This is a genomic window from Candidatus Binataceae bacterium, from assembly GCA_035508495.1.
In the GTDB taxonomy this organism is placed as follows: domain Bacteria; phylum Desulfobacterota; class Binatia; order Binatales; family Binataceae; genus JASHPB01.
This window is the reverse complement of record DATJMX010000040.1, coordinates 23,976-46,384: the sequence shown is the minus strand read 5'-3', so window position 1 is coordinate 46,384 and position 22,409 is coordinate 23,976. Positions and strand designations below refer to the sequence as shown.

The window sequence follows — 22,409 nt, the reverse complement described above, 5'->3', positions numbered from 1 at the left end:
TGCCGCGAGCCTACCTAATCATGGGTCAACTGTTCAATAACCGTAGCTTCATTAGCACCAACGTCCGCTCTCTACCTATCCGGGATGCGATTTGCTCTTCGGCGCGCTGCCTCTGAAGAAGGAAACCACGATCCCCCACACCACCATCAACAGCGCGATCGCGATCACGCCGAGTCCAGGGCCGGCCAGGATGCCCGTTGCGCACAGCACCGCACCGATCACCAGCAGCGGGATTCCAAACGCGATTGGATTGAAAGGATCACGCTTTTTAGCCGCTTCGCGGCTCTGCTCAGCTTGTTCGAGCTGACCCGCGTCCTCGTTGCTTTCCTTCAGGATTGATACGGCGTAGTCGGTCAGTTCCTGCCGATTCGGCATCGCGCGCAGGCGTTCGGCCAACTCGCGCGCGAGCTCTTCGACGGCGTCGTCGTTGCTCGGCGATTCGCCGTCCTGCTTCGTTGAATCAGCCATGCTCAATCCCCAAGCCCATCGCGGGCTAACACCTATCGAACTAGTGCCGAAAATGTCAATGCAGAAGGACTTACGCCCACAGAGAGAAGCGCTAATGGAAGATAATCGCGCGCATCGGCTCCAGAAGCGACCCTCCCAGCGCCCAGCGCGGCGCGATCCGCGCAGCATCGCTCTTAACGCTCCAGTCATTTTCAGATCCGTGCGCTCCTGATAACCAGCAAATCCCCAATCGAAGCCGGGACATTACTGTCCGCGCTTGCGAAATTGATGGAGCCTGGGGATTTGAACTGATTCAGCCGGAGCGGACTCGGGGAGGAAACCGAACATGCGCAGCCGTCGAATTATCTGGTTAGCAGCCATCCTTTCCATTCTCATCTTGCCCAATCTCTGCCGGGCTCAAAGTACGGTAGCGGCAGACAAGAAGGACCAGGAGATCGAATTGCTGAAGACCGAGATCCAGCAACTCGAGCAGCGCGTCAACGCGCTCGAGTCGCTCAACCAGAAGGTCAAGGCGATAGACGGCAAAGTAGCGGCCGAGACCGAGATTCAACAGATTCAAAGCGACGTCGACAGGACCAAGGCCCTCGATGCGCCTGAGGTCAGGGTGAGCGACCAGGGGTTCCGCCTGCAATCGGGCAACGACGACTACCGAATCAGGTTCGGCGGAGTTCTCCAGGCGAACGGCCGCTTTTTCACCAGCGGCGACGATCAGAACCTCAGCAGCACTTTCTACATTAACAAGGCCCGCCCGATTATCAGCGGCGCGCTCGCGAAGTATTGGGAATTTCAAATCATGCCCGACTTCGGCCAGGGCAAGTTTGTGCTCCAGGATGCCTGGATCAACGCCGGCTACTTCACGCAGGGTCAGTTCCAGTTTGGAAAGTATAAAGCGCCCATGGATCTCGAACGACTGCAGTCCGATCCGGCGCTCGATCTTATCCACCGCGCGGAAATTCAAAATCTTGTCCCCAACCGGGATATCGGTGCGCAAGTCCAGGGTCTGCTATTCAACAAGCGTGTCGCCTACTCGCTGGCGCTCATGAATGGCGTTCCCAACAACACCGCATCGTTCGATTTCGATAACAACGACGGCAAAGACTTCGTCGGCAGGCTTTTCCTGACGCCTTTCAGACCAACAAAAATTGACTGGCTGAATGGACTCGGCTTCGGCCTCGCCGGAACGTTTGGCAATGAAAGCAATAATACTATCTCAACCTATAGGACCTGGGGTCAGAGCACCTGGTTTTCCTACAACAGCGGGGTGACTGCGGCAGGCGAACATGCGCGCCTTGGATTTCAGGGCTATTACTACTTTCGTCAGTTAGGCTTAATGGCCGAATATTCACAGGATCACCAGTCGCTCAACCTTACCACCGCGACCGTTAACCGCACTGACAGTTTCACCAACACCGGTTATATGGTTCAAGCATGTTACTACCTGACGGGAGAGAACGCCTCGTTCACCAGTGTCTCGCCAAACCGGCCGTTCGCACTTGGCGAGGAAGGCGCAATCGGCGCCTGGGAACTCGCGGCGCGCATAAGTAATGTCGCCAACGACACGCGGCAATTTGCGCTGGGCTTTGCCAATCCCGCTCTTTCCGCCAAAACCGCCACCGAGTTTGCCATAGGCCTCAATTGGCTTGTGAATTATAATGTGAAGTACATGATCGACTATGCACTGACGGATTTTTACCAGGGCGCAGGTACGGCAGCGATGCCGACGAATCGGCCCGCTGAAAGTATATTTGAATCCCAACTGCAGATTGCGTTTTAAGCCGGCTCTGAGACGAACCGGAACTGAGACGGAAATCCTATTTAGGGCACCGTCGGCAAAGGATACCTTGAAATGACACTTCACAAAATGTTGTCAAATTCACATTTGTACGGACTTCTCATTGCGTTGCTCGCGGCTACCTCACTCAGTGCATGCTCCGCGATTCCATCCGGAACGCCTGCTTCACCGATCGGGCGTCAAACCGAAGAGATTGAAAAGCTCAAGTCCGCTGAATATCAAGACGACATCTCGGCGATGAAATTCGAAGATAGCAATCAAAAGCTGGGTAACTATTACGAGAAAAAAGCGCTCGAAGCTCACCGCCTGATCGATCAAATGGAAAAGGGCAACGAGGTCGATGAAGCCGAAGTCGCGAAGACGCTCAATACTGATAACGCCGAAAACTACGACAATCGCCCGCCCGTTCCGCTCGACGACGAAATCGGCAATGGTTACTAAACAACCGGCGCGACTATGTAATTCTCGGAACGATCAGAATGTCAGGACGATCTTGCCGAAATGCTCCGACGCCTGCATGATACGATGCGCCTCGGCCGCCTGCTCCGCGGGTAGCGATTTGTAGATCGGCGGGCGCAGGCGGCCGGTCTCGAGCGCGGCGCCGAAGCGCTTCTGGAACTCGGCGACGATCGCGGCCTTCTCCGCCACCGGCCGCGTGCGCAGCGTTGAGCCGTAAATCCGCAGGTGCTTGCGCAACAGGAGGCCCAGATCGATTTCGGCGCGCGCGCCTTGCATCAGGCCGATCAGCACCAGGCGCCCGCCGTGGGCGAGCGAGTCGAGATTGGGCGCCAGGTATGGCCCGCCGATACTGTCGAGGATCATATCGACCCCGCGGCCGTTGGTCGCGGCTTTCACCTGCTCGGCAAACGGGCCCAACTTGTAATTGATCGCGACATCAGCGCCCAGCTTGAGGCACTGTTCGCACTTTTCCTTGCTGCCCGCGGTCACGATCGCGCGTGCGCCGAAATCATTGAGCAACTGGATAGATGCGGTGCCGATACCGCTGCCGCCGCCATGAATCAGCACTGAGTCGCCGCGTTTGATCTCGGCGAGCATGAAGATATTGAGGAACACCGTGAGGAAGACTTCGGGAACCCCTGCCGCCTCTTCGTAACTCAGGGCCGACGGAATGGTCATTGCGGAGCCGTGATGAACCACGGCCTTCTCCGCATAGCCTCCGCCCGGCAGGAGAGCCATCGCGCGCTCGCCGACGCGCCATCCATTGGCCTCGGCGCCGACCGCAATAACGTCGCCCGCGCATTCAAGCCCGATGATATCTGACGCCCCTGGCGGCGGCGGGTACATCCCCTGGCGCTGAAGTAAATCGGCGCGATTCAGCCCCGCGGCGCGGACGCGAATCAGGATTTCGTCGGGTTTGGGAACAGGATCGGCGACCTCGCGCAGCTTGAGCACGCTCTCGTCACCGGGTTTTTCTGCGACTACGGCTTTCATCGCACTGAACCTGCATCAGGAGCGCGTCAGAGTCAAAGCTCGTAGCCCTCACGCGAATGGCGGACCGGCCATGATACGCCGGCGAAAGTCCGCGAGCGATTGCTTCCATGGCAATGTGCTCTCGAGCCACCATGTCGCGCCCGCAGCTTCGTATGCAGACGTAATCTCCCGCGCTTGTGCGGGGTCGGTCTCGCCCGCGATCACGATATCGAATGGCGCATTGGTGGTCCGCTGCGATGCGATGAACGACTTGATGTCGGCGATTTGCGCGGGCTTGAGCGCCTGCTCGATATCGCCGCTCATCGGCACTACGCCGTCGAAACGCGCGGCGCGGCGAAATGGCGGTTTGCGCGGCCACGTTCCTGCGACCCAAATCGGGATGTGCGGCTTCTGGATCGGCAGCGGAAGAAACTGCGTGCCCTGCACCTGATAATGCTTGCCCGCGAAGGCGAACTTCTCGCCGCTCCAGAGGCCGGTCAGGATCGCGAGTCCCTCTTCGAGCATCTCGGCGCGCACGCGATCGTCGAGCGGGCCGTTGAAACTCGAGATTTCCTCGAAGACGTCGCTGGCAAGTCCCACCCCAACAATCAGCCGGCCTTGCGACAGATGATCGAGCGTGACCGTCTCGCGCGCGAGCTTCCAGGGATTGCGGCGAAAGAGGGGCGTGACGAGGGCGCCGATTCGAATACGCGCCGTCGCACTTGCAATCGCGGCGAGCGCGATCCACGGATCGGCAACGGGAGTGGGCCAATTCACGTTAATATGATCCCAGATGAAGAAGCCGTCCCATCCTGCCTGCTCGGCTTCGCGCGCGAGTTCCGCCAGCGTCCGAGCGTCGCCATAGTCACCGAATTGTGGAACGTCGATTCCGTAGCGCATACCGATCGCATCGCAGACGTGCTCGCGACGCGCAAGGAAGGTGGGGGGTCGCTCGAAAATTTTTGTGCGCGACTACCAGACGTGCGGGAGCAATCGATAGGGCACGACTCGGCAGTATTCGACGTAACCAGGCAGCTCGGTCGAAAGCGCGCGCTCTTCATCGAAGATCCGTGCGATCAGCGCCGGCATCGCGACCGCGATCGGTACCAGGCCCCACCATGAGCCCAGCGCAATCGGCATCGCAGCAATCATGAAAAGCGCGCCGGTGTACATCGGGTGGCGCACGTACGAATACGGACCGGTCGATATCACGTGCTGTCCCCTCTCCACTGTTATGGTCGAAGCGGCGTAGCTGTTTGCTCGCAGCACAATAAGAGTCAGGGCGAACCCGGCGGCCATCAACAGATTCGCGATAACGACGATCGCCGGCGGCACGCGCGACCATCCGAAGCGATGATCGAGGCCGGCTACGATCAGGAGCGCGATGAATGCGAGCAGCGTGATCGTCATGAGGATTCGCTCGATCGGACGCGATTCCTGAAGCGGTCCGAAGCGCATCCGGCGTTCGAGCAGCGGGCGGTCGTAGTTGATTAAGTAAACGCCGATCGCGAGTGTCGCGGCCGTGAAGGTCAGGCAGAAGAGCCATCCCTGCCAATAATGAATCGTGCCGGCGGAAACAAAGATGAGCGAATAGAAAACGAGCAGGCCGGCCGTCTGAAAGATGTTTCTCTTTACGAACCAGTTCATCGCGACGACCTGATTCAATTGTCGCAACCCCGATCTGTGTCGGCAAATCTCGCGCGGCTCTTTGTGCAATGATCGGGTCGCGCGATAAACTTCGTTCGCGCCTTCGCATCAGGGGTCCATCATGATTCTAAAAGTCGCGCGCATCGGGTTCCCGTCGCTTCGGGCGGCATCGCAGCCGGTACCGGTCGAGGCGATTAAAACGCACGACTTCCAGAAACTCATCGATGACATGGTCGAGACGATGCACGAGTACAGCGGCGTCGGCCTCGCGGCCCCGCAGGTGCACCTGCCGATTCAGCTCGCCGTGCTCGAGGTCGAGAACCATCCGCGCTATCCCGAGATGCCGCGTGTGCCGCTCACGGTGCTGATCAATCCTGTCGTCACGATTCTCGACCAGGAGAAGGTCGACGATTGGGAAGGATGCCTGAGTATCCCGGATTTGCGCGGACGCGTGCCCCGCTACAAGCATCTGCGTGTCGCCGCGCTCGATCGCGAAGCCACGCCGATCGAGATCGTCGCGACGGACTTTCACGCGCGCGTCATCCAGCACGAGACCGATCATTTGAAGGGCGAGGTCTACCTGGATCGGATGCCCGATCTGAAGTCGCTCGGCTTCCTGCAGGAGCTGCAGCGCTTCGTATTTAACAAGTGATTGCTACTTGGGCGGATTGGGTGGCTCCAGCACCGGCATCTTGCCCGTCGCCTTGAAGGTTGCGATCGCCTTGCGCAACTCGTCGTTCTGCGCCGCCAGCGCGGTCTGCTCGCTCTGTACTTTGTTAAGCGCGTTCTTGAGGTTCTCGTTTTCGCTCTGAAGGCCAGCGATCTTCTGATTGAGCGTATCGATTTGCTGGGTCTGCTGCTCGGCTCGAGTGCGATAACTCTGCGACATCAGGAAAAAGACCACCGCCGCAATAATCGCGGCAACGATAAATCCGATCAGCACTCGACCCATGCCCTAAAAGATACGGCAGCCCAGGACGATCGCCAAATTCTAAAATCGCCAACCGGTGCCAATAATTTGCCTGCGATTTCTGTTACGAGACCGAGCCAGAAAAATGAATTGACTTCGTCGCAGATGCGTCAATAGAATGCGCGAGTATTGCTATTTTCGTCGGGCGCGATTTGCGAGAAATAGGAAATTATGCTTAAGGCGGGCGAATCGGCCAGCGCCATCGGGCGCATATTTCGCGCAAATCCGCGGATGCTACCTTCATGATCGAGGTCCAGGGACTCACCAAATACTTCGGCACCACACGCGCCGTTAACAACGTCTCCTTCAAGGTCGAAAAGGGCGAAATTATCGGATTGCTGGGTCCCAACGGCTCCGGCAAGACGACGATCATGCGCATCCTGACGGGCTTTTTCCCCCCGACCACCGGCAAGGCTCTCATCGGCGGCCTCGACGTCGCCGAGCATTCGCTCGAGACGCGCCGCCGCGTCGGCTACCTGCCCGAGAACATGGTGCTCTATCCCGACCTCAGCGTCTCCTCGATGCTCGACTTTGCCGCGCGCGTGCGCGAGCTCGATACGCGCACGGCCAAGGCGCGAATCGATTTCGCCACCGAGACCTGCGGCCTCAAGGACGTGCGCCGCAAGCTGATCGGCAAACTTTCCAAGGGCTATCGCCAGCGCGTCGGAATCGCGCAGGCGATCCTGAGTGATCCTGAGGTTCTTATCCTCGATGAACCCACGGTCGGCCTCGACCCGCGCCAGGTGGTGGAGATTCGCGATCTGGTCCGCTCGCTTGCGGGCCGTTCGACCGTGCTGCTGTCGACGCACATCCTGCCCGAGGTCACCATGACCTGCCGCCGCGTGGTGATTATCGATCGCGGCAACATCGTCGCGCAGGACACTCCCGAGCAGCTCACCGCGAAGCTGCAAGGTACCGATCAGACGATCGTCACGGTGTCGGGACCGGCGCCCGCGGTGCGCGAGGCGCTCAGCGCCGTGCGCTTCGTCGATCGCCTGCAGGACCGCCCCGCCGAGGTCGGTGCCGACGGCTCATGCAGCTTCATCGCGTACTCCAGCGGCCATGCCGAGGAAGTTCGCTCGGCGCTTGCCGCCTGCGTCGTGCAGCACGGATGGGGTCTGCTCGAAATCAAGCCGATGGCGCTCAGCCTCGAAGACCTCTTCATGCGCCTCGTCACCAAGGAAGATCGGGTTTAGGGCGGCCGCCTGAATCCTGGAGTCAAGCAATGTCCAATGGAGCAGCGACACTCGAAGCCGCGCGAGCTGCCGGCGATACCCGGCGCGCCGCCACTGCGGTCGCGCGAACGGGATTCTCGTTCGGCCGGATGCTGGCGGTGACGCGCAAGGAGCTGCGAACCTACTTCGCGTTCCCTCTGGTGTACATCGTGTCGGGAATTTTCGCGCTGCTGGGCGGATGGTACGCGTGGACCGATCTGAACTTCTTCATCACGATCGCGTTCGGCAAGGACATCATTCAGAACTATTGGTCGTTGCTCTTCACCGATCTGCGCCTACTCTTCATCCTGACGTTGCCGTTCATCACGATGCGCTCGTTTGCCGAGGAGCGCCGCCTCGGCACCGTCGAGCTGCTTTACACCTATCCGCTGCGCGACGGAGAAATCCTGGGCGGCAAGTTTCTCGCTTCCGCAGTTATCTTCCTGCTGATGCTGGCGCTCACGGTCCTCTATCCGGCACTGCTCTACGCCATTCATCATTTTCCGCTCTTCCCACTGGTCGCGGGTTATCTCGGACTCGTCCTGCTCGGATTCTCATTCCTGGCGTTCGGGCTTTTCATTTCTTCGCTATGCGAGAGCCAGGTCGTGGCGGGCATCGCAACGATTGCGCTGCTGCTCTTTCTGTGGATCCTCAACTGGAACGAGGCGGGTTTCGAGACCGGGACGATCGATATCATCCGGCGTTTTTCGCTGTTTGACCAATTCGGCGGATTCGCCAAGGGCGTGATCGACCTCGACCACGTGAGCTACTTCGTCTTTTTCATCATCTTCTTCATGTTCCTGACGCTGCGCTCGATGGAGGCACGTAAGTGGACCGGCCGCAGGTAACCAACGCGTCCGGCAGCGGACGCGTTTCACTCTGGAAGAACTACCTGATCCTCGTTTACACGGCGGTGGCGCTCGCGGCGCTGCTCGGCGTGATCAACGCGATCATCAGTATCCACAATGTGAAGTGGGACCTGACGCCGGAAAAGCGCTTCTCACTATCTGACTTCGATAAGCGCGTGCTGGGCGGCCTGACGCATCCGGTAAAGGTGATGGCGTTCGTGCGCACCGAGGATCCCGCGTACCTCGAGCTCGCGGACCTGCTCTTCCAGGCGGCGGCATTCACGCCGCGGCTCACCTACCAGGTTATCGACGTCAACAAGGCACCCGGCATGGCGCGCGAGTACGGAATCAACAGCTACGGCGAGGTGGTCGTCGAATCTGAAGGACGGCGGCGCGACTTCGACAATGCGCGCTCGGAGCTGCTGATCCCGGCGATCCTGCAAATCTCGCAGGACCAGACCAAGCATATCTACTTCACCGTCGGCCACGGCGAGCGCGACCTCTTCGACACCGATCGCAACACGGGATACTCGCAGTGGCGCAACCTGCTCCAGCAGAACAACTACGAAATCGACAACGTATCGCTCTTCGCGAGCGGTGTTCCCGATGACTGCAAGGTCCTGATCTCGCTCGGCCCCAAGAAGGACTTCCTGCCCGAGGAGATCGCGGCCCTGCAGAAGTATCTCGCCAAGGGCGGCCATTTCATCGTGATGATCGATCCGTTCGGCTCGCCGTCGCTCGTCGACACGATGAAGAAGTATTACCTGAACTTCAGTTCGCAGGTGCTCGTCGATCCTGCCTACCGCCTGAGCGCAGGAGAAATTCTAACGACCCAGGTTCCGTTGCGCTCGACTGATAACGCGATCAGCCGCGCGATGACGGCGCCCGCAGTGTTCTCGCTCGCGCGCGGCGTGTTTATCACCGGCAAAGTTGGAGATGCGGCCCCGGACAATCTCCAGCTCGCGATGGAGACGCCGTTCCTCGAGTCCTCGCATGAAAGCTGGGCCTCGGGAGATGACAAGGCGCTGACCACCGGTATCACGAACTATCAGGACGGCCGCGATCTCAAGGGTCCGATTCCGATCGGTTCGGAAGTCGATTTCACGCCAGCCGCGAATCCGCACGTCCCGCTGATGAACATGACGCGCATCGTAGGCTTCGGCAGCTCGGCATTCGTATCGAATCAGTTCATCGAGATGCTGAGCAACCAGGAGCTGGCGGTCGGCGTCGTTAATGAGCTCGCCGGCGACGAAATGCTGATGGCGAGCCGCGAGCGCCTGGCCAAGACCGACACGGCGGGCTTTTACATAACTGACGCGCAATCGCATACGCTTCTCATTCTGGCGTCGGTCGTCGAGCCGCTCCTGCTGTTCTTTATCGGCACCGCAGTCTTCGCCCGCAGGAGGTTCTTCGCGTGAGCACGCGCCCCGCGATTCTCTACACCATCGCGTTTTTCATCCTGCTGCCGTTCTATATGTGGGATCGGCCGACGATTACGCCGGTCACGCTCAAGGACACGCAGGAGAGCTTGCTCAAGCTCGATGCGATCGATTCGGTCGAAGTGAGCCGCGGCAACGAGTCGCTCAAGTTTCAGATGATTACCGATCTGAAGCGCTTCGAAGTTGTAGAGCCGCAGGGCAAGTTCATCCCGCAGGACCTGATGAACGCGCTGGCGCAATTGCTGATCACGCAGAAACAGGTCGAAGTGGTGGCAGAGAACTCGCAGGATTTGCGGCAATTCGGCCTCGATCAACCGAGTTCGACGATGACGGTGCAAGGTCCCGGTCAACCGGCGATCAAGCTGTCATTCGGCGCAGAAAATCCGACCCACACTGCGATCTACGCGAAGATCGAAGGCCGCCCGCAAGTCTTCCTGCTCGGCAAGAACATCGACTACTACGACGCGTTGATGTTCCAATGGGTAGAAGGCAAACAAGGCAAGAACGCGTAGCGGACCTTCGCTGCCGAGTCTGCCCACGGTGTTCCTAGACGGAATGCCCACCGCGCGGATAGAAATCAATCCGGCCGTGATGCAGGGTAAACCCGTAATTCGGGGGACACGCATCACTGTGGAACTGATCCTGCGCAAACTCGCCGAGGGTGAGAGCGAAACCGAACTCTTGGAGGACTACCCTCACCTGAAGCCCAAGACATCCGCGCCGCAATCGCTTACGGCGCAGCAAGCGTCTCGCACGAGGAGATAGTCCTTCTCCCGAAAACGAAATCCAATCGATCCTGACCCGTGCGTTTCCTGGCGACGAGAGTTGCGCGCGACAAGTAGTTCGTGCGCTGCGTTTGGCAGGCCACGATGTTTTTGCGATCGCGGAGTCCCAATCCGGGATTTCTGACGACGCTGTGCTCTAACGGACACTCGAGGAAGAGCGCGTGCTGATCACCGAGGACCGTGATTTTGGTCAGCTGGGGTTTTCGCGCCGATTACCTTCCGCAGGAGTGATCTTTCTCAGATTCCCCGCGAATTCTCGCGGCATGAAACCGTCTACACTAGTCGAGGCAATCACAAAACTGGGAAGACGACTCAGAGGTGGCTTTGCGGTTATCGAGCCGGGGAGAGTTCGAGTGGCGATGCAGCCAAAAAACTGACTTTGCGAACCCCATTCCGATCTTCGTGCTTTCAACTCACCTCTGATTTGGCATACGATTGGCCCATCGTGATGCTTCAGTTGCCAGCGCGCGAAACATTCGTGATTCAGGGGGCCAGGCGATTTCTCAGTTAGCTACCGACGACTCGCTCGAACTCCACTTCGACGACCCACGGCTTTTCACCGATCTGCTCGGACAGCATGATGCCCATGTCCGTACCGTAGAGCAGGCGCTTGGCGTCAGAATCGGCGTCAGCGGCACGGCGCTGCGCATCTCGGGCGCGCACGCCGACCAGGCCCTTGCGGGCAAGGTGTTTGGCGAACTCTACGATCTGCTCAAACGGAGCTACCCGGTCTATCCGAGCGACGTCGAATACGCCGTGCGCATCCTGCGCGCCGATCGCAACGCCGAACTCAAGGACATCTTCCTCGATACCATTTACGTCTCGGCGCACAAGCGCGTCATCTCGCCGAAGAGCGTCAACCAGAAAGTCTATATCGACGCGATCCGCGCCCATGACATCGTCTTCGGTATCGGTCCCGCCGGGACAGGCAAGACCTACCTCGCGATGGCGATGGCGCTGGCGGCGCTGATGAAAAACCAGGTGACGCGGATGGTGCTGTGCCGGCCCGCGGTCGAAGCCGGTGAGAAGCTCGGCTTCCTGCCTGGCGATCTGGCTGAGAAAGTGAATCCCTATCTGCGGCCGCTCTACGATGCGCTCCATGACATGGTCGATTTCGATCGCGCGCGGCGGATGCTCGAGCGCGGCACGATCGAAGTCGCGCCGCTGGCCTTCATGCGCGGCCGCACGCTCAACGATTCGTTCATCATCCTCGACGAGGCGCAAAACACGACTTCCGAGCAGATGAAGATGTTTCTGACGCGGCTCGGCTACAACTCCAAGGCCGTCATCACGGGTGATATCACGCAGATCGATCTGCCGAGCGGCAAGCTCTCCGGCCTCAAGGAAGCTCGCATCGTGCTCGGCAGCTCCGAGGGTATCAAGTTCGTGTACTTCACCGATCGCGACGTCGTGCGCCACCGCCTGGTGCAAAAAATCATCAACGCCTACGAATCGTTCAACACCGAGGGCCCCGCCCAGCCCGGCGACAAAGACGGCAACCCTCAAGGCTGACGCGCGTGGCCGTGGAATTCCGATGCGCCACGGCGCGCGGACGCGCGTATGCCTCGCGCCTGCGTGCCGACGCGGAGCGCCTGCTCGATCTGACGCGCGTTGAGCATTGCGAACTGTCGCTGACTCTCACATCGGACCGCGCGATCCGCGCGCTCAATCGTGATTTTCGCGGCAAAGATGCGCCAACCGACGTGCTCTCGTTCTCGCAGCTTGAAGTGGCCGGGGCCGAGCCCGAAAAGCTGCCTGAGATTCCTGACGTCGACAGTTCTCCCCTCGGCGATGTCGTGATTTCGATCGATACCGCGCTCGCGCAAGCCCGCGAATATCGCATCGCTCCCGCAGCGCGTCTCAGGACTCTGCTAGTGCATGGATTCCTGCATCTGCTCGGCTACGATCATGAACGCTCGCCGGCAGAGGCGCGCAAGATGTTCGCGCGTCAACGCCGCCTGGAAGCTCGCCTCGCGTCAATTCCAGCCAGGCAACGCCGCGCCGCCTTGTCACGATGAAGCCGCGCGAACTCGCTCTGCCCTCGGCACCGATGCTCACGCATTTCACGCGCGCGGCGAAGAATGCGTCGGCGCTCGACAACCTGATCGCGATCATCGAGCAAGGCGTCGTGAAAGGCGCGCGGCGCATGATTCGCGGACGGCGTGCCGTGGTGAGCCTCTTCGATGCGCCCTTCGATGAGCTCGGACCGCTGCTCGATCGGCGTAATCGGCGGCGCTACGAGCCGTTCGGGATCGCGATCGACAAACGCTATGCTTTCAAACATGGCGCCCGTCCCGTCATCTACCTTCCGCTGCACGAGGCGATGGAACTCCTCGCGCCCGACGAACGCTGGCGCGTCGTGACTATCGAGATGGATCGCACGCCCGCAATTGATTGGACACACGAGCGCGAGTGGCGCCTGGCCGGCGATCTCGTGCTCGAGCCGCGATGCTTCTCGGCCCTGGTCGCGAGCTGGCGCGACGCCGACGCAATCTTCGAACACTTCGACGGCCATCCGCCGTGCGCCGGCGTCATTCCGCTCGACGCGATCTTCGGGCAGTTTGTTTAGATATGTCTTCTAACGCGGCTTCGCGCACTGCTCTTGTGGTCGCCAGCGGCCTCGCGCTCGCGCTGGCATTTCCGAAATTCGAGGTGAGCCTGCTGGCGTGGGTTGCGTTCGTGCCGTTCTTCTACGCGATCGACGGCGAGTCGATGCGGCGCGTGCTCGCATGGTCGTGGCTGCAGGGCCTCGCCGCTTTCACCGGCTCGCTCTACTGGATTCCGATTCCGCTGCACGATTTTGCCGACGTGCCGTTCGCCCTCGCGATCATTCCGCTGATGCTGCTGGCGGGGATCATGGCGATTTACACCGGGATCGCGCTGTCGTCGGGCGAGTACATCGCGCGCCGCCTCAGGCTGCCGCGTCCGCTCACGATGCCGCTCGCGTGGGCGGCGCTCGAATGGGTTCGCACCTATTTTCCGATCGGCTTTCCGTGGAACCTGCTCGGCTACACGGCCTATCGCAATAGCGTCCTGATTCAGTTCGCCGAGTTCACCGGAGTCTATGGCGTCGGCGCGCTGATCATCTTTTTCAACGCGGTCGTTTACGAGGTCGCGTTCCGCCGCACCAGCCATCGTGCGCAGACTATCAGCCTCGGCGCGCTCACGGGCACGATGGCGCTCGTGTTCGCCTTCGGCATCTGGCGCACCGGCAATATCAAGGAGGCGGTTTCGTCGGGCACGTTCCGGGTCGCGATGGTACAGGGCGATATCCCGCAGTCGATCAAGTGGGATCCGAACTTCCTACCCCAGAGCTTCAAGGTCTACGAAGATGAAACCGTCGATGCTGCCCGGCGCGGCGCCGACCTCGTTGTCTGGCCCGAGGCCGCGGCGGCATTTCTTTTCCAGCCTGACGAAAATTATCCAGCCGACTACCTGCCCGACGCGGCTTATCGGCAAACGCTCCTGACGCTCGCGAAGAACACCAGCACCCCGATCCTCTTCGGCGCGCCTGCTCTCGCAACCGATGGGCAGGAGGGCTTCTACAATCGCGCCTACTTCGTCTCGGCCGCGGGCCAGGTCGAAGGCCATTACGACAAGATGGTGCTGGTGCCGTTCGGCGAGTATGTCCCGGCGCGCAAGCTGTTCGGCTTCATCGTCAATCGCGTGGTGAAAGGGTTCGGCGACATGATCCCGGGCGATAAACAAACGCTCTTCGATTTCAAGGGCGCCAAGCTCGGCGTGCTCATCTGTTACGAAAGTATCTTCCCGGATTTGACGCGGCGCGAAGTGAAGGACGGCGCCGACGTGCTGGTGAACATCACCAATGACGCGTGGTACGGCGAAAGCTCGGCGCCCTTCCAAGCACTCGCGATGGCGACGATGCGCTCGGCAGAAACGAAAGTGCCGATGGTCCGCGTCGCCAATACCGGAATCAGCGCGATCATCGATCCAACCGGCAATATCAATTTTCCAACGCCGCTCTTCAAACGCGGCACCGAGATCGAGTCGGTAACCTGGCGCCCCGAGCGCACGGTTTACACGATGATCGGCGACACCTTCGCCGAGACCTGCCTGCTCCTGACGATCGCAGGTCTGCTGCTGGGCCGCTTTCGCCCCCGCCCCGCCGAGCTAGTGGTCGAAGCGCCAATCAAGTCCCGCGCCCCCAAGCTATCCTCCAACGGCCGCGCCTAGCAGCAACCGTATTGGGAAACCGCGCCCAGGAGGGGAGAAAAGGGAGCAGTAGTGGAGATGAGCGCAGGCGTTTGCCAGTGGGTTTTGTTGTGAAGCATGGCGTTGAGAATGACGAGGAATTTGCGCATGCAGGCGGTGAGCGCGGGCTTGGCGTGTTTACCATTGGCGCGCAGCCGCAGATAGAAGGTTCTGAGGGTGGGATTGCAGCGAACTCCCGCCACCGTTGCCATGTACAAGACGCGCCGGACCTGAGCGCGTCCACCCCAGATACAGCGGCTGCCGCGCATGCTTCCACTGTCGCGGTTAAATGGGGCCAGACCGGCCAGTGCGGCGATCTGCTTGCGGTTAAGCATTCCGAGTTCAGGCAGCTGTGCGAGCAGAGTACTGGAGAGCACCTTGCCGACGCCGGGCATCGAACGCAGCAACTCGTCGCGCTCGCGCCACAGGGGCGTATTGCGGATCAACTCGCCGAGTTCATCGTCGAACGCCGAAAGTCGCTTTTCTAACCACCGGATGTGCTCATCGATGCTGCGGTGTAAAACCTTTGGGCCTCGGGCCCGGCGATTCTTCTCCGCCGTTAGCATCTCGACCAACTGGCGCCGCCGGCTAACCAGTGCTTCGAGCGCCTGGGCCTGTTCGTCGGCTAACGGCCGTGCTTCTGGTCGAACCGCTTCACCGAACCGCGCCAGCACTTCGGCATCGAGCCGGTCGGTCTTGGCCAGTCTGCCGGTGGCACGGGCAAAGTCTCGCACTTGGCGTGGATTAACTATCGCCACTGCGATCCCCGCAGCCGCCAGTGCGCTGGCGACAGGCGTTTCCAAGCCACCGGTCGCTTCAAGAATAACAAAGTCAGCCGGCCCGAGCTGGCTGACTAAATCCCTGATACCGACCTCGTCATTAGCCACTGTAAAAGCCTTTGCGGCGGACCCGATAAACACGTCCAGTGCCGCCTTGGCGACGTCGATACCGACAAACCGTCTCACCTCTTCCATGCTCCACCCTCCTCAGCGCGGCTTGCCCCGCCTTGCAATCCGGGATTTTCTTCCCTCACAACCGTTCGGGCTAAGCGCTAGAGGTGGTGCGGCGACCTTCGCTGCTAGACGGGATCTCTGTCCCAAGGGTGCACCGGCCTGCTGCACCACCAACTCTGATTCTTTTACCACTTCGTCAACATACAAGGATGCTGGACTTGTTACCTGCCATATCGTTTAGGACGTGCGGACAGTATGCGCACTTCGATCAGATTGCTTGCGCCCGTCGCGCTAAAGAAGAGTCTGCCAAGGCAGCGGCTCCGAGCGGGACAAGTAGGAACAGTCGTGCAGCGCCGGCTGCGGGTGTGTTCGAGGTTGAATTCGCGGACGACCGCGGCCGCACTTACTCGTTAGCTTCGGTACCAGCTGAGGATCTGCTCCCTCTTCACTATCGACCCAGCAGAGCGGCCTGACATCGCTTTGGCAAGACGGCCGCGCTTAAGTCTCAGCGAACTGCTCGTGTGAGAAGGACAAACAATGATGGCCACAGCCTCGTCGGTGATTGCACAGCTATATCACTGCAGTTTCCTTGAGGCGCTTTCGCGACGCCGCGTCGATTCCGATCTCACCGAGAATCTCGTCGTTGTGTTGGCCGATCGAAGGAGCGCCGCTTCGCACGCGTATTGGTGTGCGGGAGAACTTCGCGACCGGTCCACTGTGAATCGCGATTGAGCCGTCTTCGATCTTGGCCGGCTGCAGGACGTCGCGTTCAATCATGTGCGGATCCTTGGCCGCTTCGTTGTATGTGTTGACAGGACTCGCAGCGAGTCCCGCCTTCAGCAACACCTCAATCGCCTCCAAGCGCGTACGTTCGGCCGCCCAGGCGGCGACCATCGCGTTGCAAGCGTCCCGATTCGCCAATCGATTCAGCAGGTTCGTAAAGTTCGGATCTTCGGCCAGTTCCGGATGTCCGAGTATCGGTGCCAGCGCCTTCCAGTGAGAATCGAGTAGCACTGCGATATACACCCATCCATCCTTGCATCGATAAGAATTCGACGGCACCGCGAATCCAAACTCGTTGCCCAGCCGCTGCGGCACGATTCCCATCGCCGCCACTGCCAGCGGGATTCCGGCCGCTCCGCCTGCAAGACCTTCCAGCAGCGAGATGTCGACATGCTGCCCCTCGCCAGTGCGATTGCGATGGATCAGCGCCGCCATCGCGCCGATTGCTCCATTGAGTCCGCCCATTTCGTCGCCGATCGCCGTAGCAGCTTTGACTGGTGGGCCCTCGACGTTTCCGTTCATCGACATCCAACCGGAGGCAGCCTGCGCAATTGGATCGTATCCGGCGCGATCCGAATTTGGGCCGAATTGTCCCCAGCCGGTAATCGAGACATAGACGACGTCGGGTTTAACCTTGCGGACATTGTCGTAGCCGACGCCCCACTCCGTCATCGTGCCCTTCTTGAAGTTTTCCACGACGATATCCGACGTGGCGGCAATTTTGAGAAAGATGTCGCGACCCTCAGGCTTTCGCAGATCCAGGCTCAGGCTGCGCTTATTACGGTTGATATTCCCGTTGATCGCACCGATATTCGTGCCGGGATAGAAGGGCGGCAAACGGCGATTAACTTCACCGGTTGGTACTTCCACTTTGATTACGTCCGCACCTAGATCGGCGAGTGTGGCGGAGCAGATTGGTCCGGCGGCCGTCGTGGTAGCTTCCAGCACTCTCACGCCTGCTAGCGGCCCCGTAAGATCGAGGCGCGCATGACGATAAAACTCAGCTTTGGTCATTGTGATCCCTATCGGCCAGTCGGATATCTGGTGCCCAAGCGTTATTTTCTTGCTGTCGATCTTTCAAGCTTTGAGCCGGAATTCCATTTTCAATTCTGATTTCCAGTCGCACCGATCAGGCCCAGGTGAACTCCTGGAGGAACTGTTGGGCGGTTGATAAACGCGACGATTAATTCGCGTACCAATGTGTGTCACAATACTCGCTGACGCCGCGACGCGCGCGGCGGAGGTAATTCATGCTATCCGACATGCGAACCCAGCTTGAAGAGTACGTCGATCGCGCCGACAAACTCGGGAGGCGTCTTTGACGTCCCTGCACTCTCCGAGCGCCATCAGAAGCTAGTCGAACAGTCCGGCAAGCCGGACTTCTGGGACAATCAGGAAACCGCGCAGGCCGCTCTCAAGGAGCAGGAACAGCTCCGCGCGCAAATCGCCGCCTGGAAACTGCTGCGCGACAAGCTCGACGAGGCGCAGGTCTTCCTCGATATGGCCGCCGAAGAGGGCACCGAGGAGGGCGAGGCCGCGCGCGAAGGCGCCGCCGCATTGGCGAGCGCGGGCGACGAACTCGAGAAGGCTGAACTGCGCGTGATGCTCAGCGGCGAGTACGATCGCCTCGGCGCGATCGTCTCCGTCCATGCCGGTGCGGGCGGCATGGAAGCCCAGGATTGGGCCGAGATGCTGCTGCGGATGTACATGCGATGGACCGAGCGGCGCGGCTTCACGGCCGAGCTCGCCGACATGCAGCCCGGTGAAGGCGCGGGTATCAAGGGCGCAACCTTCACCGTCGATGGCGACTTCGCCTACGGCTATCTCAAGGCCGAGGCCGGGATTCATCGCCTCGTGCGCATCTCGCCCTACGATTCCAACGCGCGGCGCCATACGTCGTTCGCCTCGGTGTTCGTGTATCCAGCGATCGACGACAAGGTCGAAGTCGTGATCAATCCCGCCGATCTGCGCATCGATACTTTTCGCGCCTCGGGCGCGGGCGGCCAGCACGTCAACAAGACCGACTCGGCCGTGCGCTTCACGCATCTTCCGACCGGAATCGTCGTAAGCTGCCAGAACGAGCGCTCGCAGCATAAGAACCGCGCGATGGCGATGAAGATCCTGCGCTCGCGGCTGTTCGAGCTCGAGCAGCAGAAAAAGCGCGAGGAGCTCGAGAAGTTCAGCAAGGAGAAAAAGGAGATCACCTGGGGCAGCCAGATTCGCTCCTACGTGCTGCAGCCCTATCGCATGGTCAAGGACCATCGCACAGGCGTCGAGATCGGCAATACCGACGCCGTGCTCGACGGTGCGATCGACGAGTTTATCCAGGCCTACCTGATGGGCGTGCGCAAGGGCGACGCCGGCGCCGAGCTCAACTAGCCGAGTGCAAGCGCCGAGCGCAGTTGCGTCGCGCGAGCGGCTGATCCAAGTTTCAGATCGCAACGGCGCTTGGATTGATCGCGCCCGCAACACCGCCCCGGAGGTCTTCGATGATCGACGTTTATTTCTGGCCCACGCCCAACGGCTACAAGGTCACCTGGATGCTAGAAGAGGTGGGTCTCAAATATAACGTCGTGCAGGTTAACATCGGCGCCGGCGATCAGTTCAAGCCCGACTTCCTGAAAATCAGCCCCAACAACCGGATGCCGGCGATCACGGATTCCGAAGGCCCCGGTGGCAAACCGATCTCGATCTTCGAGTCGGGCGCGATCCTCATGTACCTCGCCGAGAAAACCGGCCAGCTGATGCCCTCGGACACGCGCGGCAAGTACGACGTCATCCAGTGGCTGATGTTCCAGATGGCGAGCGTCGGCCCGATGCTTGGCCAGGCGCATCACTTCCGCAAATATGCGCCCGAGAAGCTCGACTACGCGATCAGCCGCTACACCAACGAAGCCAAGCGCATCTACAACGTCATCGACAAACGCCTGGCCGAAGCGAAGTACATCGCGGGCAACTTCTCGATCGCCGATATCGCGATCTATCCATGGCTCGTGCCGCACGCGATGCAGGGTCAGAACCTCGACGATTTCCCGCATCTCAAGAAATGGTTCGAGGAGCTGCGCGACCGCCCGGCCACCAGGCGCGGCTTCGCCGTGATGGCCGATGTGGTCGAGCGGATGCGCGCGCAGCAACAGGCGCCACAACAGGACAAGAAGTCCTGGGAAATCCTCTTCGGCACCAAGCAGTTCGAAAAGCGCTAGTCGCCGCGCTACGAGCGGCGTGCGCGTGAACCGTCAATCAGTCTCAGCAGCGCATAAATAGTTTGCATGATCGGAACGGCGACGCCGTGGCGATTAGCCGCGCGCACGACTGCGCCCGCGAGCGCCTCGAACTCGAGCCGCTTGCCGCGCTCGAGATCCTGCTGCGTCGAGGTTTTAATCGCGCGCAGATTTTTCTGCGAATGCGCGAGGTATGAATCGACGCGGCCGAATTCGATCTCGGCGCCATCGGCGCGCGCGACCGCGATAATCTCACGCATCAGATCGGTAACGAGCCGCAACCCTTCGGGATCATCGAGGATCTCGCCGACGCGGCATCGCGTGATCGTCGCGACCGAATTGAATGCGCCGTTCCATACCAGCTTGTCCCAGCGCAGCGTTTTGATCTTCGGCGTCAGCTCGCCGAGGATTCCCGCGCGCCGAAACGCCTCGGCCATCTCACGCGCGCGCTCGGTTTCACGCCCGTCGAGCTCGCCGAAATCGATATGCCCGGAGCTCAGATGCACCAGCTCGCCGGGCTCGATCATCTCGACGCCGACGCGCGCATTGCCGCCCATGATCGCAGCGCGGCCGAAGATCGCGGCCAGGCGCTCCTCGTTCTCGACGCCATTCTGCAACGTCAGGATCACGCCGCCGTCTTTGAGACATCCCTCGATCGCCTTCGCGGCAGCATCAGTATCGTAAGCCTTCACGCAGAAAAGGATCAGATCGTAGGGCTCGAACTCGCGCGGATCGTCAGTCGCAAGAATCGAATCGAGCTTAAGATCGCCACAGATACTCTTGATCGCAATCCCACGCGTGCGAAACGCCGTGAGGTAACTACCTCGTGCGCACAGAACTACCTCCTCACCAGCAGCAGCCAGCCGCGCCCCGAAGTAAGATCCGACCGCACCCGCGCCCATCACAAGAATCTTCATGAGAATTTGGTTACCACGTCGAAAGAGGTGTTACGACCGAGCCGTTTCGCAGGCCTTCGCCAATGATTATTTGCAAATAGTGGTCCTGAAATGACTAGCAGTCACTTCCGGTGCTTCGAAAATAGCAGGATGGGCGTCCCTGCCCGCAGATTGGCCGCACAGACGATAGTCCGCGCCTCCTTTTGTCGCAGCCAGAGAAAAATTCCGTCATCCCGAGCAATGTCGAGGGATATTGGAAGCCCCCAAAGGGGCCGGTGCCGAACAGCGCGGGTGAGCGCCCTCCTTTGGCTCCTACCCAGTGGCGCATCCTACTTTGCGGGCGCTGATATTCAGGATAAACAGTCACCACCGCAATGGATGATGAGCAGCAGACAGAATCGCTACGCGCCTGGGCATTCGAGGCGATCCTCGCAGTCGCCGCCGTCACGCTATGGCCGATTCTCGATGAACGGCGTCGCGGTACCTCGTCCGAACGCGCGCGCGCATTGATCTTCCTGCCCATCATCGGCCTTGCGATCGGCGTTGCGCTAGCGCTCGCCGACGATGCGCTCGCGCTCGCCGTCAGCGCCGTCACTCGCTCAATTCTCGTGTTGCTGATCGGAATCGCGATCTCGCTCGGCCTCGCGCAGCGCGGAATTGCCGATACCGTCGAAGCGCTGCGCCGCGGCGGCCGGCTCGCATCGACAGGGCTTGCGCGCGTCGGCCCCATATCTGCGCTCACTGCGCTGGCCGCATTCATCTTCGAGGTATGGTGCCTCGCGCGAATCCACGACCAGGGGTCGCGCTCGGCCGCGATCGTGATCGCGATCACGCTCTCGCGATGGTCGATCGTGCCGATTGGCTACGGACTCCGCCCGCTGGAGCATTGGGGACTCGGCATTGCGTTCGAAGGCGGCCTCACGTTTCGGGAGTTCGCCGTTTCGAGCGTCGTGGCACTCGGTCTGATGATGGGCCTCTATCGCAATATCGGCCTGCTGGTGATTATCGCGATCGCGCTCGTGATCCTGGCGTTGCGGCTCGTGTTCAGCCGCGCGCTCGGGGGAGCATCGGGATTCGCGCTGGCGGGAGGATGCGGGATCGTCGAAATCGCCGCGATTGGAATCGTCGCGCTCTTGAGCGCCTAGCGATTGCGCGAGAGCACGCCGTTCCAGGCACGGCTCACGGCGGCGCGCAGATCGTCGAGCGAACCTTCGTTCTCGATCACATAGTCGGCGTGCTTGCGGCGCTCGTCGTCGGAAAGCTGGGCGCGGATGCGCGCCTCCGTCTGCTCGGGCTTCATCCCGCGATCGCGCTCGACGCGTTCGATGACGCGTTTATTGGATGCGCGGACCAGCCATACTTCGTCGCACATCGGCTGCCAGTTCGCTTCGATCAGAATCGCCGCCTCGACAATGATCGGTTTCGCCTCGCCGGAATCGCGCATGTCGTTCACCAGCCGCCGCATCTCGGCGAGCATCTTCGGGTGCACGATCGAGTTCAGCTTTTTCAACGCATTCGGATCGCCGAACACGATTGGCCCGAGCTTCTTGCGATCGACGGTGCCATCGGGCGCGAGGATCTCGCGGCCGAATGCCGCGATTACGTCTTCGTAAGCGGGACCGCCTGGCGCGTAGATCCCATGGCCGACCTTATCGGCGTCGAGAATCGGCGCGCCCATTTCCGCGAGCATCTTCGAAACCGTGCTCTTGCCCGAGCCGATTCCGCCAGTGAGTCCAATCGTCAGCATCTA

At 60.4% G+C, this 22,409-nt stretch carries 23 protein-coding genes; 14 read left to right on the top strand and 9 right to left on the bottom strand.

The genetic code is table 11. From position 1 onward, the window contains the following. Positions 1 to 75: 75 nt before the first annotated feature. Positions 76 to 468, bottom strand: coding sequence for a hypothetical protein (locus VMA09_13305; protein ID HUA34579.1), 393 nt, complete (start codon positions 466 to 468; stop codon positions 76 to 78). 325 nt (positions 469 to 793) lie between these two features. Here VMA09_13305 and VMA09_13300 point away from each other — a divergent pair, with 325 nt between their 5' ends. Further along, on the top strand, positions 794 to 2,242 hold the full coding sequence (locus tag VMA09_13300) for a porin (protein HUA34578.1): 1,449 nt from the start codon (positions 794 to 796) through the stop codon (positions 2,240 to 2,242). A gap of 255 nt (positions 2,243 to 2,497) precedes the next feature. Then, a complete protein-coding gene (locus tag VMA09_13295) occupies positions 2,498 to 2,701 on the top strand; it encodes a hypothetical protein (GenBank protein HUA34577.1) in 204 nt (67 codons plus the stop codon). 33 nt (positions 2,702 to 2,734) lie between these two features. Here the strand turns inward: VMA09_13295 and VMA09_13290 are convergent, their stop codons facing one another. The 3 genes from VMA09_13290 to VMA09_13280 form a co-directional block, all read right to left on the bottom strand. After that, a complete protein-coding gene (locus VMA09_13290) occupies positions 2,735 to 3,712 on the bottom strand; it encodes an NAD(P)H-quinone oxidoreductase (protein ID HUA34576.1) in 978 nt (325 codons plus the stop codon). Between the two features lie 48 nt (positions 3,713 to 3,760). Further along, entirely contained in the window at positions 3,761 to 4,591 is an 831-nt protein-coding gene (locus tag VMA09_13285; GenBank protein ID HUA34575.1) for an LLM class flavin-dependent oxidoreductase, read from the bottom strand. 72 nt (positions 4,592 to 4,663) lie between these two features. Next, complete coding sequence (locus tag VMA09_13280) at positions 4,664 to 5,338, bottom strand: isoprenylcysteine carboxylmethyltransferase family protein (protein ID HUA34574.1); 675 nt, start codon at positions 5,336 to 5,338, stop codon at positions 4,664 to 4,666. A 121-nt stretch (positions 5,339 to 5,459) separates the two neighbouring features. Here VMA09_13280 and def point away from each other — a divergent pair, with 121 nt between their 5' ends. Further along, complete coding sequence (gene def, locus VMA09_13275) at positions 5,460 to 5,990, top strand: peptide deformylase (protein HUA34573.1); 531 nt, start codon at positions 5,460 to 5,462, stop codon at positions 5,988 to 5,990. A 3-nt stretch (positions 5,991 to 5,993) separates the two neighbouring features. Here the strand turns inward: def and VMA09_13270 are convergent, their stop codons facing one another. Further along, positions 5,994 to 6,290 carry a hypothetical protein gene (locus VMA09_13270; GenBank protein ID HUA34572.1) on the bottom strand — a complete coding sequence of 99 codons (297 nt, stop codon included), beginning with the start codon at positions 6,288 to 6,290 and terminating at the stop codon, positions 5,994 to 5,996. A gap of 260 nt (positions 6,291 to 6,550) precedes the next feature. Between VMA09_13270 and VMA09_13265 the strand changes: the two genes are divergently transcribed. The 8 genes from VMA09_13265 to lnt all read left to right on the top strand — a co-directional run bounded on the left by VMA09_13265 (position 6,551) and on the right by lnt (position 14,788). Continuing rightward, on the top strand, positions 6,551 to 7,504 hold the full coding sequence (locus VMA09_13265) for an ABC transporter ATP-binding protein (protein HUA34571.1): 954 nt from the start codon (positions 6,551 to 6,553) through the stop codon (positions 7,502 to 7,504). Positions 7,505 to 7,533: 29 nt separating this feature from the next. Then, entirely contained in the window at positions 7,534 to 8,370 is an 837-nt protein-coding gene (locus VMA09_13260) for an ABC transporter permease subunit (GenBank protein HUA34570.1), read from the top strand. Beyond that, positions 8,352 to 9,788: a Gldg family protein gene (locus VMA09_13255; GenBank protein HUA34569.1), complete on the top strand. Its 1,437-nt coding sequence runs from the start codon at positions 8,352 to 8,354 to the stop codon at positions 9,786 to 9,788. The genes VMA09_13260 and VMA09_13255 overlap by 19 nt, the downstream gene beginning before the upstream one ends. Then, positions 9,785 to 10,321 carry a DUF4340 domain-containing protein gene (locus VMA09_13250; protein ID HUA34568.1) on the top strand — a complete coding sequence of 179 codons (537 nt, stop codon included), beginning with the start codon at positions 9,785 to 9,787 and terminating at the stop codon, positions 10,319 to 10,321. Before VMA09_13255 ends, VMA09_13250 begins: the two co-directional genes overlap by 4 nt. A gap of 708 nt (positions 10,322 to 11,029) precedes the next feature. Then, a complete protein-coding gene (locus VMA09_13245) occupies positions 11,030 to 12,106 on the top strand; it encodes a PhoH family protein (GenBank protein ID HUA34567.1) in 1,077 nt (358 codons plus the stop codon). Between the two features lie 5 nt (positions 12,107 to 12,111). Beyond that, positions 12,112 to 12,612 (top strand): rRNA maturation RNase YbeY, encoded by a 501-nt coding sequence (ybeY, locus tag VMA09_13240; GenBank protein HUA34566.1) that lies wholly within the window; start codon positions 12,112 to 12,114, stop codon positions 12,610 to 12,612. Then, on the top strand, positions 12,609 to 13,163 hold the full coding sequence (locus VMA09_13235; protein ID HUA34565.1) for a hypothetical protein: 555 nt from the start codon (positions 12,609 to 12,611) through the stop codon (positions 13,161 to 13,163). The genes ybeY and VMA09_13235 overlap by 4 nt, the downstream gene beginning before the upstream one ends. A 2-nt stretch (positions 13,164 to 13,165) precedes the next feature. Next, on the top strand, positions 13,166 to 14,788 hold the full coding sequence (lnt, locus tag VMA09_13230; protein ID HUA34564.1) for an apolipoprotein N-acyltransferase: 1,623 nt from the start codon (positions 13,166 to 13,168) through the stop codon (positions 14,786 to 14,788). Here the strand turns inward: lnt and VMA09_13225 are convergent. Together VMA09_13225 and VMA09_13220 are read right to left on the bottom strand one after the other, a co-directional pair. Next, complete coding sequence (locus tag VMA09_13225; protein HUA34563.1) at positions 14,785 to 15,780, bottom strand: IS110 family transposase; 996 nt, start codon at positions 15,778 to 15,780, stop codon at positions 14,785 to 14,787. The genes lnt and VMA09_13225 overlap by 4 nt on opposite strands. A 549-nt stretch (positions 15,781 to 16,329) precedes the next feature. Beyond that, on the bottom strand, positions 16,330 to 17,556 hold the full coding sequence (locus VMA09_13220) for a CoA transferase (protein ID HUA34562.1): 1,227 nt from the start codon (positions 17,554 to 17,556) through the stop codon (positions 16,330 to 16,332). A gap of 261 nt (positions 17,557 to 17,817) precedes the next feature. On the opposite strand from VMA09_13220, the gene prfB reads away from it, so the two are divergent. Both prfB and VMA09_13210 read left to right on the top strand, forming a co-directional pair. Continuing rightward, positions 17,818 to 18,921, top strand: coding sequence for a peptide chain release factor 2 (gene prfB, locus VMA09_13215; protein ID HUA34561.1), 1,104 nt, complete (start codon positions 17,818 to 17,820; stop codon positions 18,919 to 18,921). 110 nt (positions 18,922 to 19,031) lie between these two features. Continuing rightward, complete coding sequence (locus tag VMA09_13210) at positions 19,032 to 19,745, top strand: glutathione binding-like protein (protein ID HUA34560.1); 714 nt, start codon at positions 19,032 to 19,034, stop codon at positions 19,743 to 19,745. Between the two features lie 8 nt (positions 19,746 to 19,753). Here the strand turns inward: VMA09_13210 and VMA09_13205 are convergent, their stop codons facing one another. Then, positions 19,754 to 20,680, bottom strand: a complete 927-nt coding sequence (locus VMA09_13205; protein HUA34559.1) for a ketopantoate reductase family protein — start codon at positions 20,678 to 20,680, stop codon at positions 19,754 to 19,756. A 353-nt stretch (positions 20,681 to 21,033) separates the two neighbouring features. Between VMA09_13205 and VMA09_13200 the strand changes: the two genes are divergently transcribed. After that, positions 21,034 to 21,804: a hypothetical protein gene (locus VMA09_13200; protein HUA34558.1), complete on the top strand. Its 771-nt coding sequence runs from the start codon at positions 21,034 to 21,036 to the stop codon at positions 21,802 to 21,804. Here VMA09_13200 and coaE read toward each other — a convergent pair. Next, complete coding sequence (gene coaE, locus VMA09_13195) at positions 21,801 to 22,406, bottom strand: dephospho-CoA kinase (GenBank protein ID HUA34557.1); 606 nt, start codon at positions 22,404 to 22,406, stop codon at positions 21,801 to 21,803. The genes VMA09_13200 and coaE overlap by 4 nt on opposite strands. Positions 22,407 to 22,409: the final 3 nt, after the last annotated feature.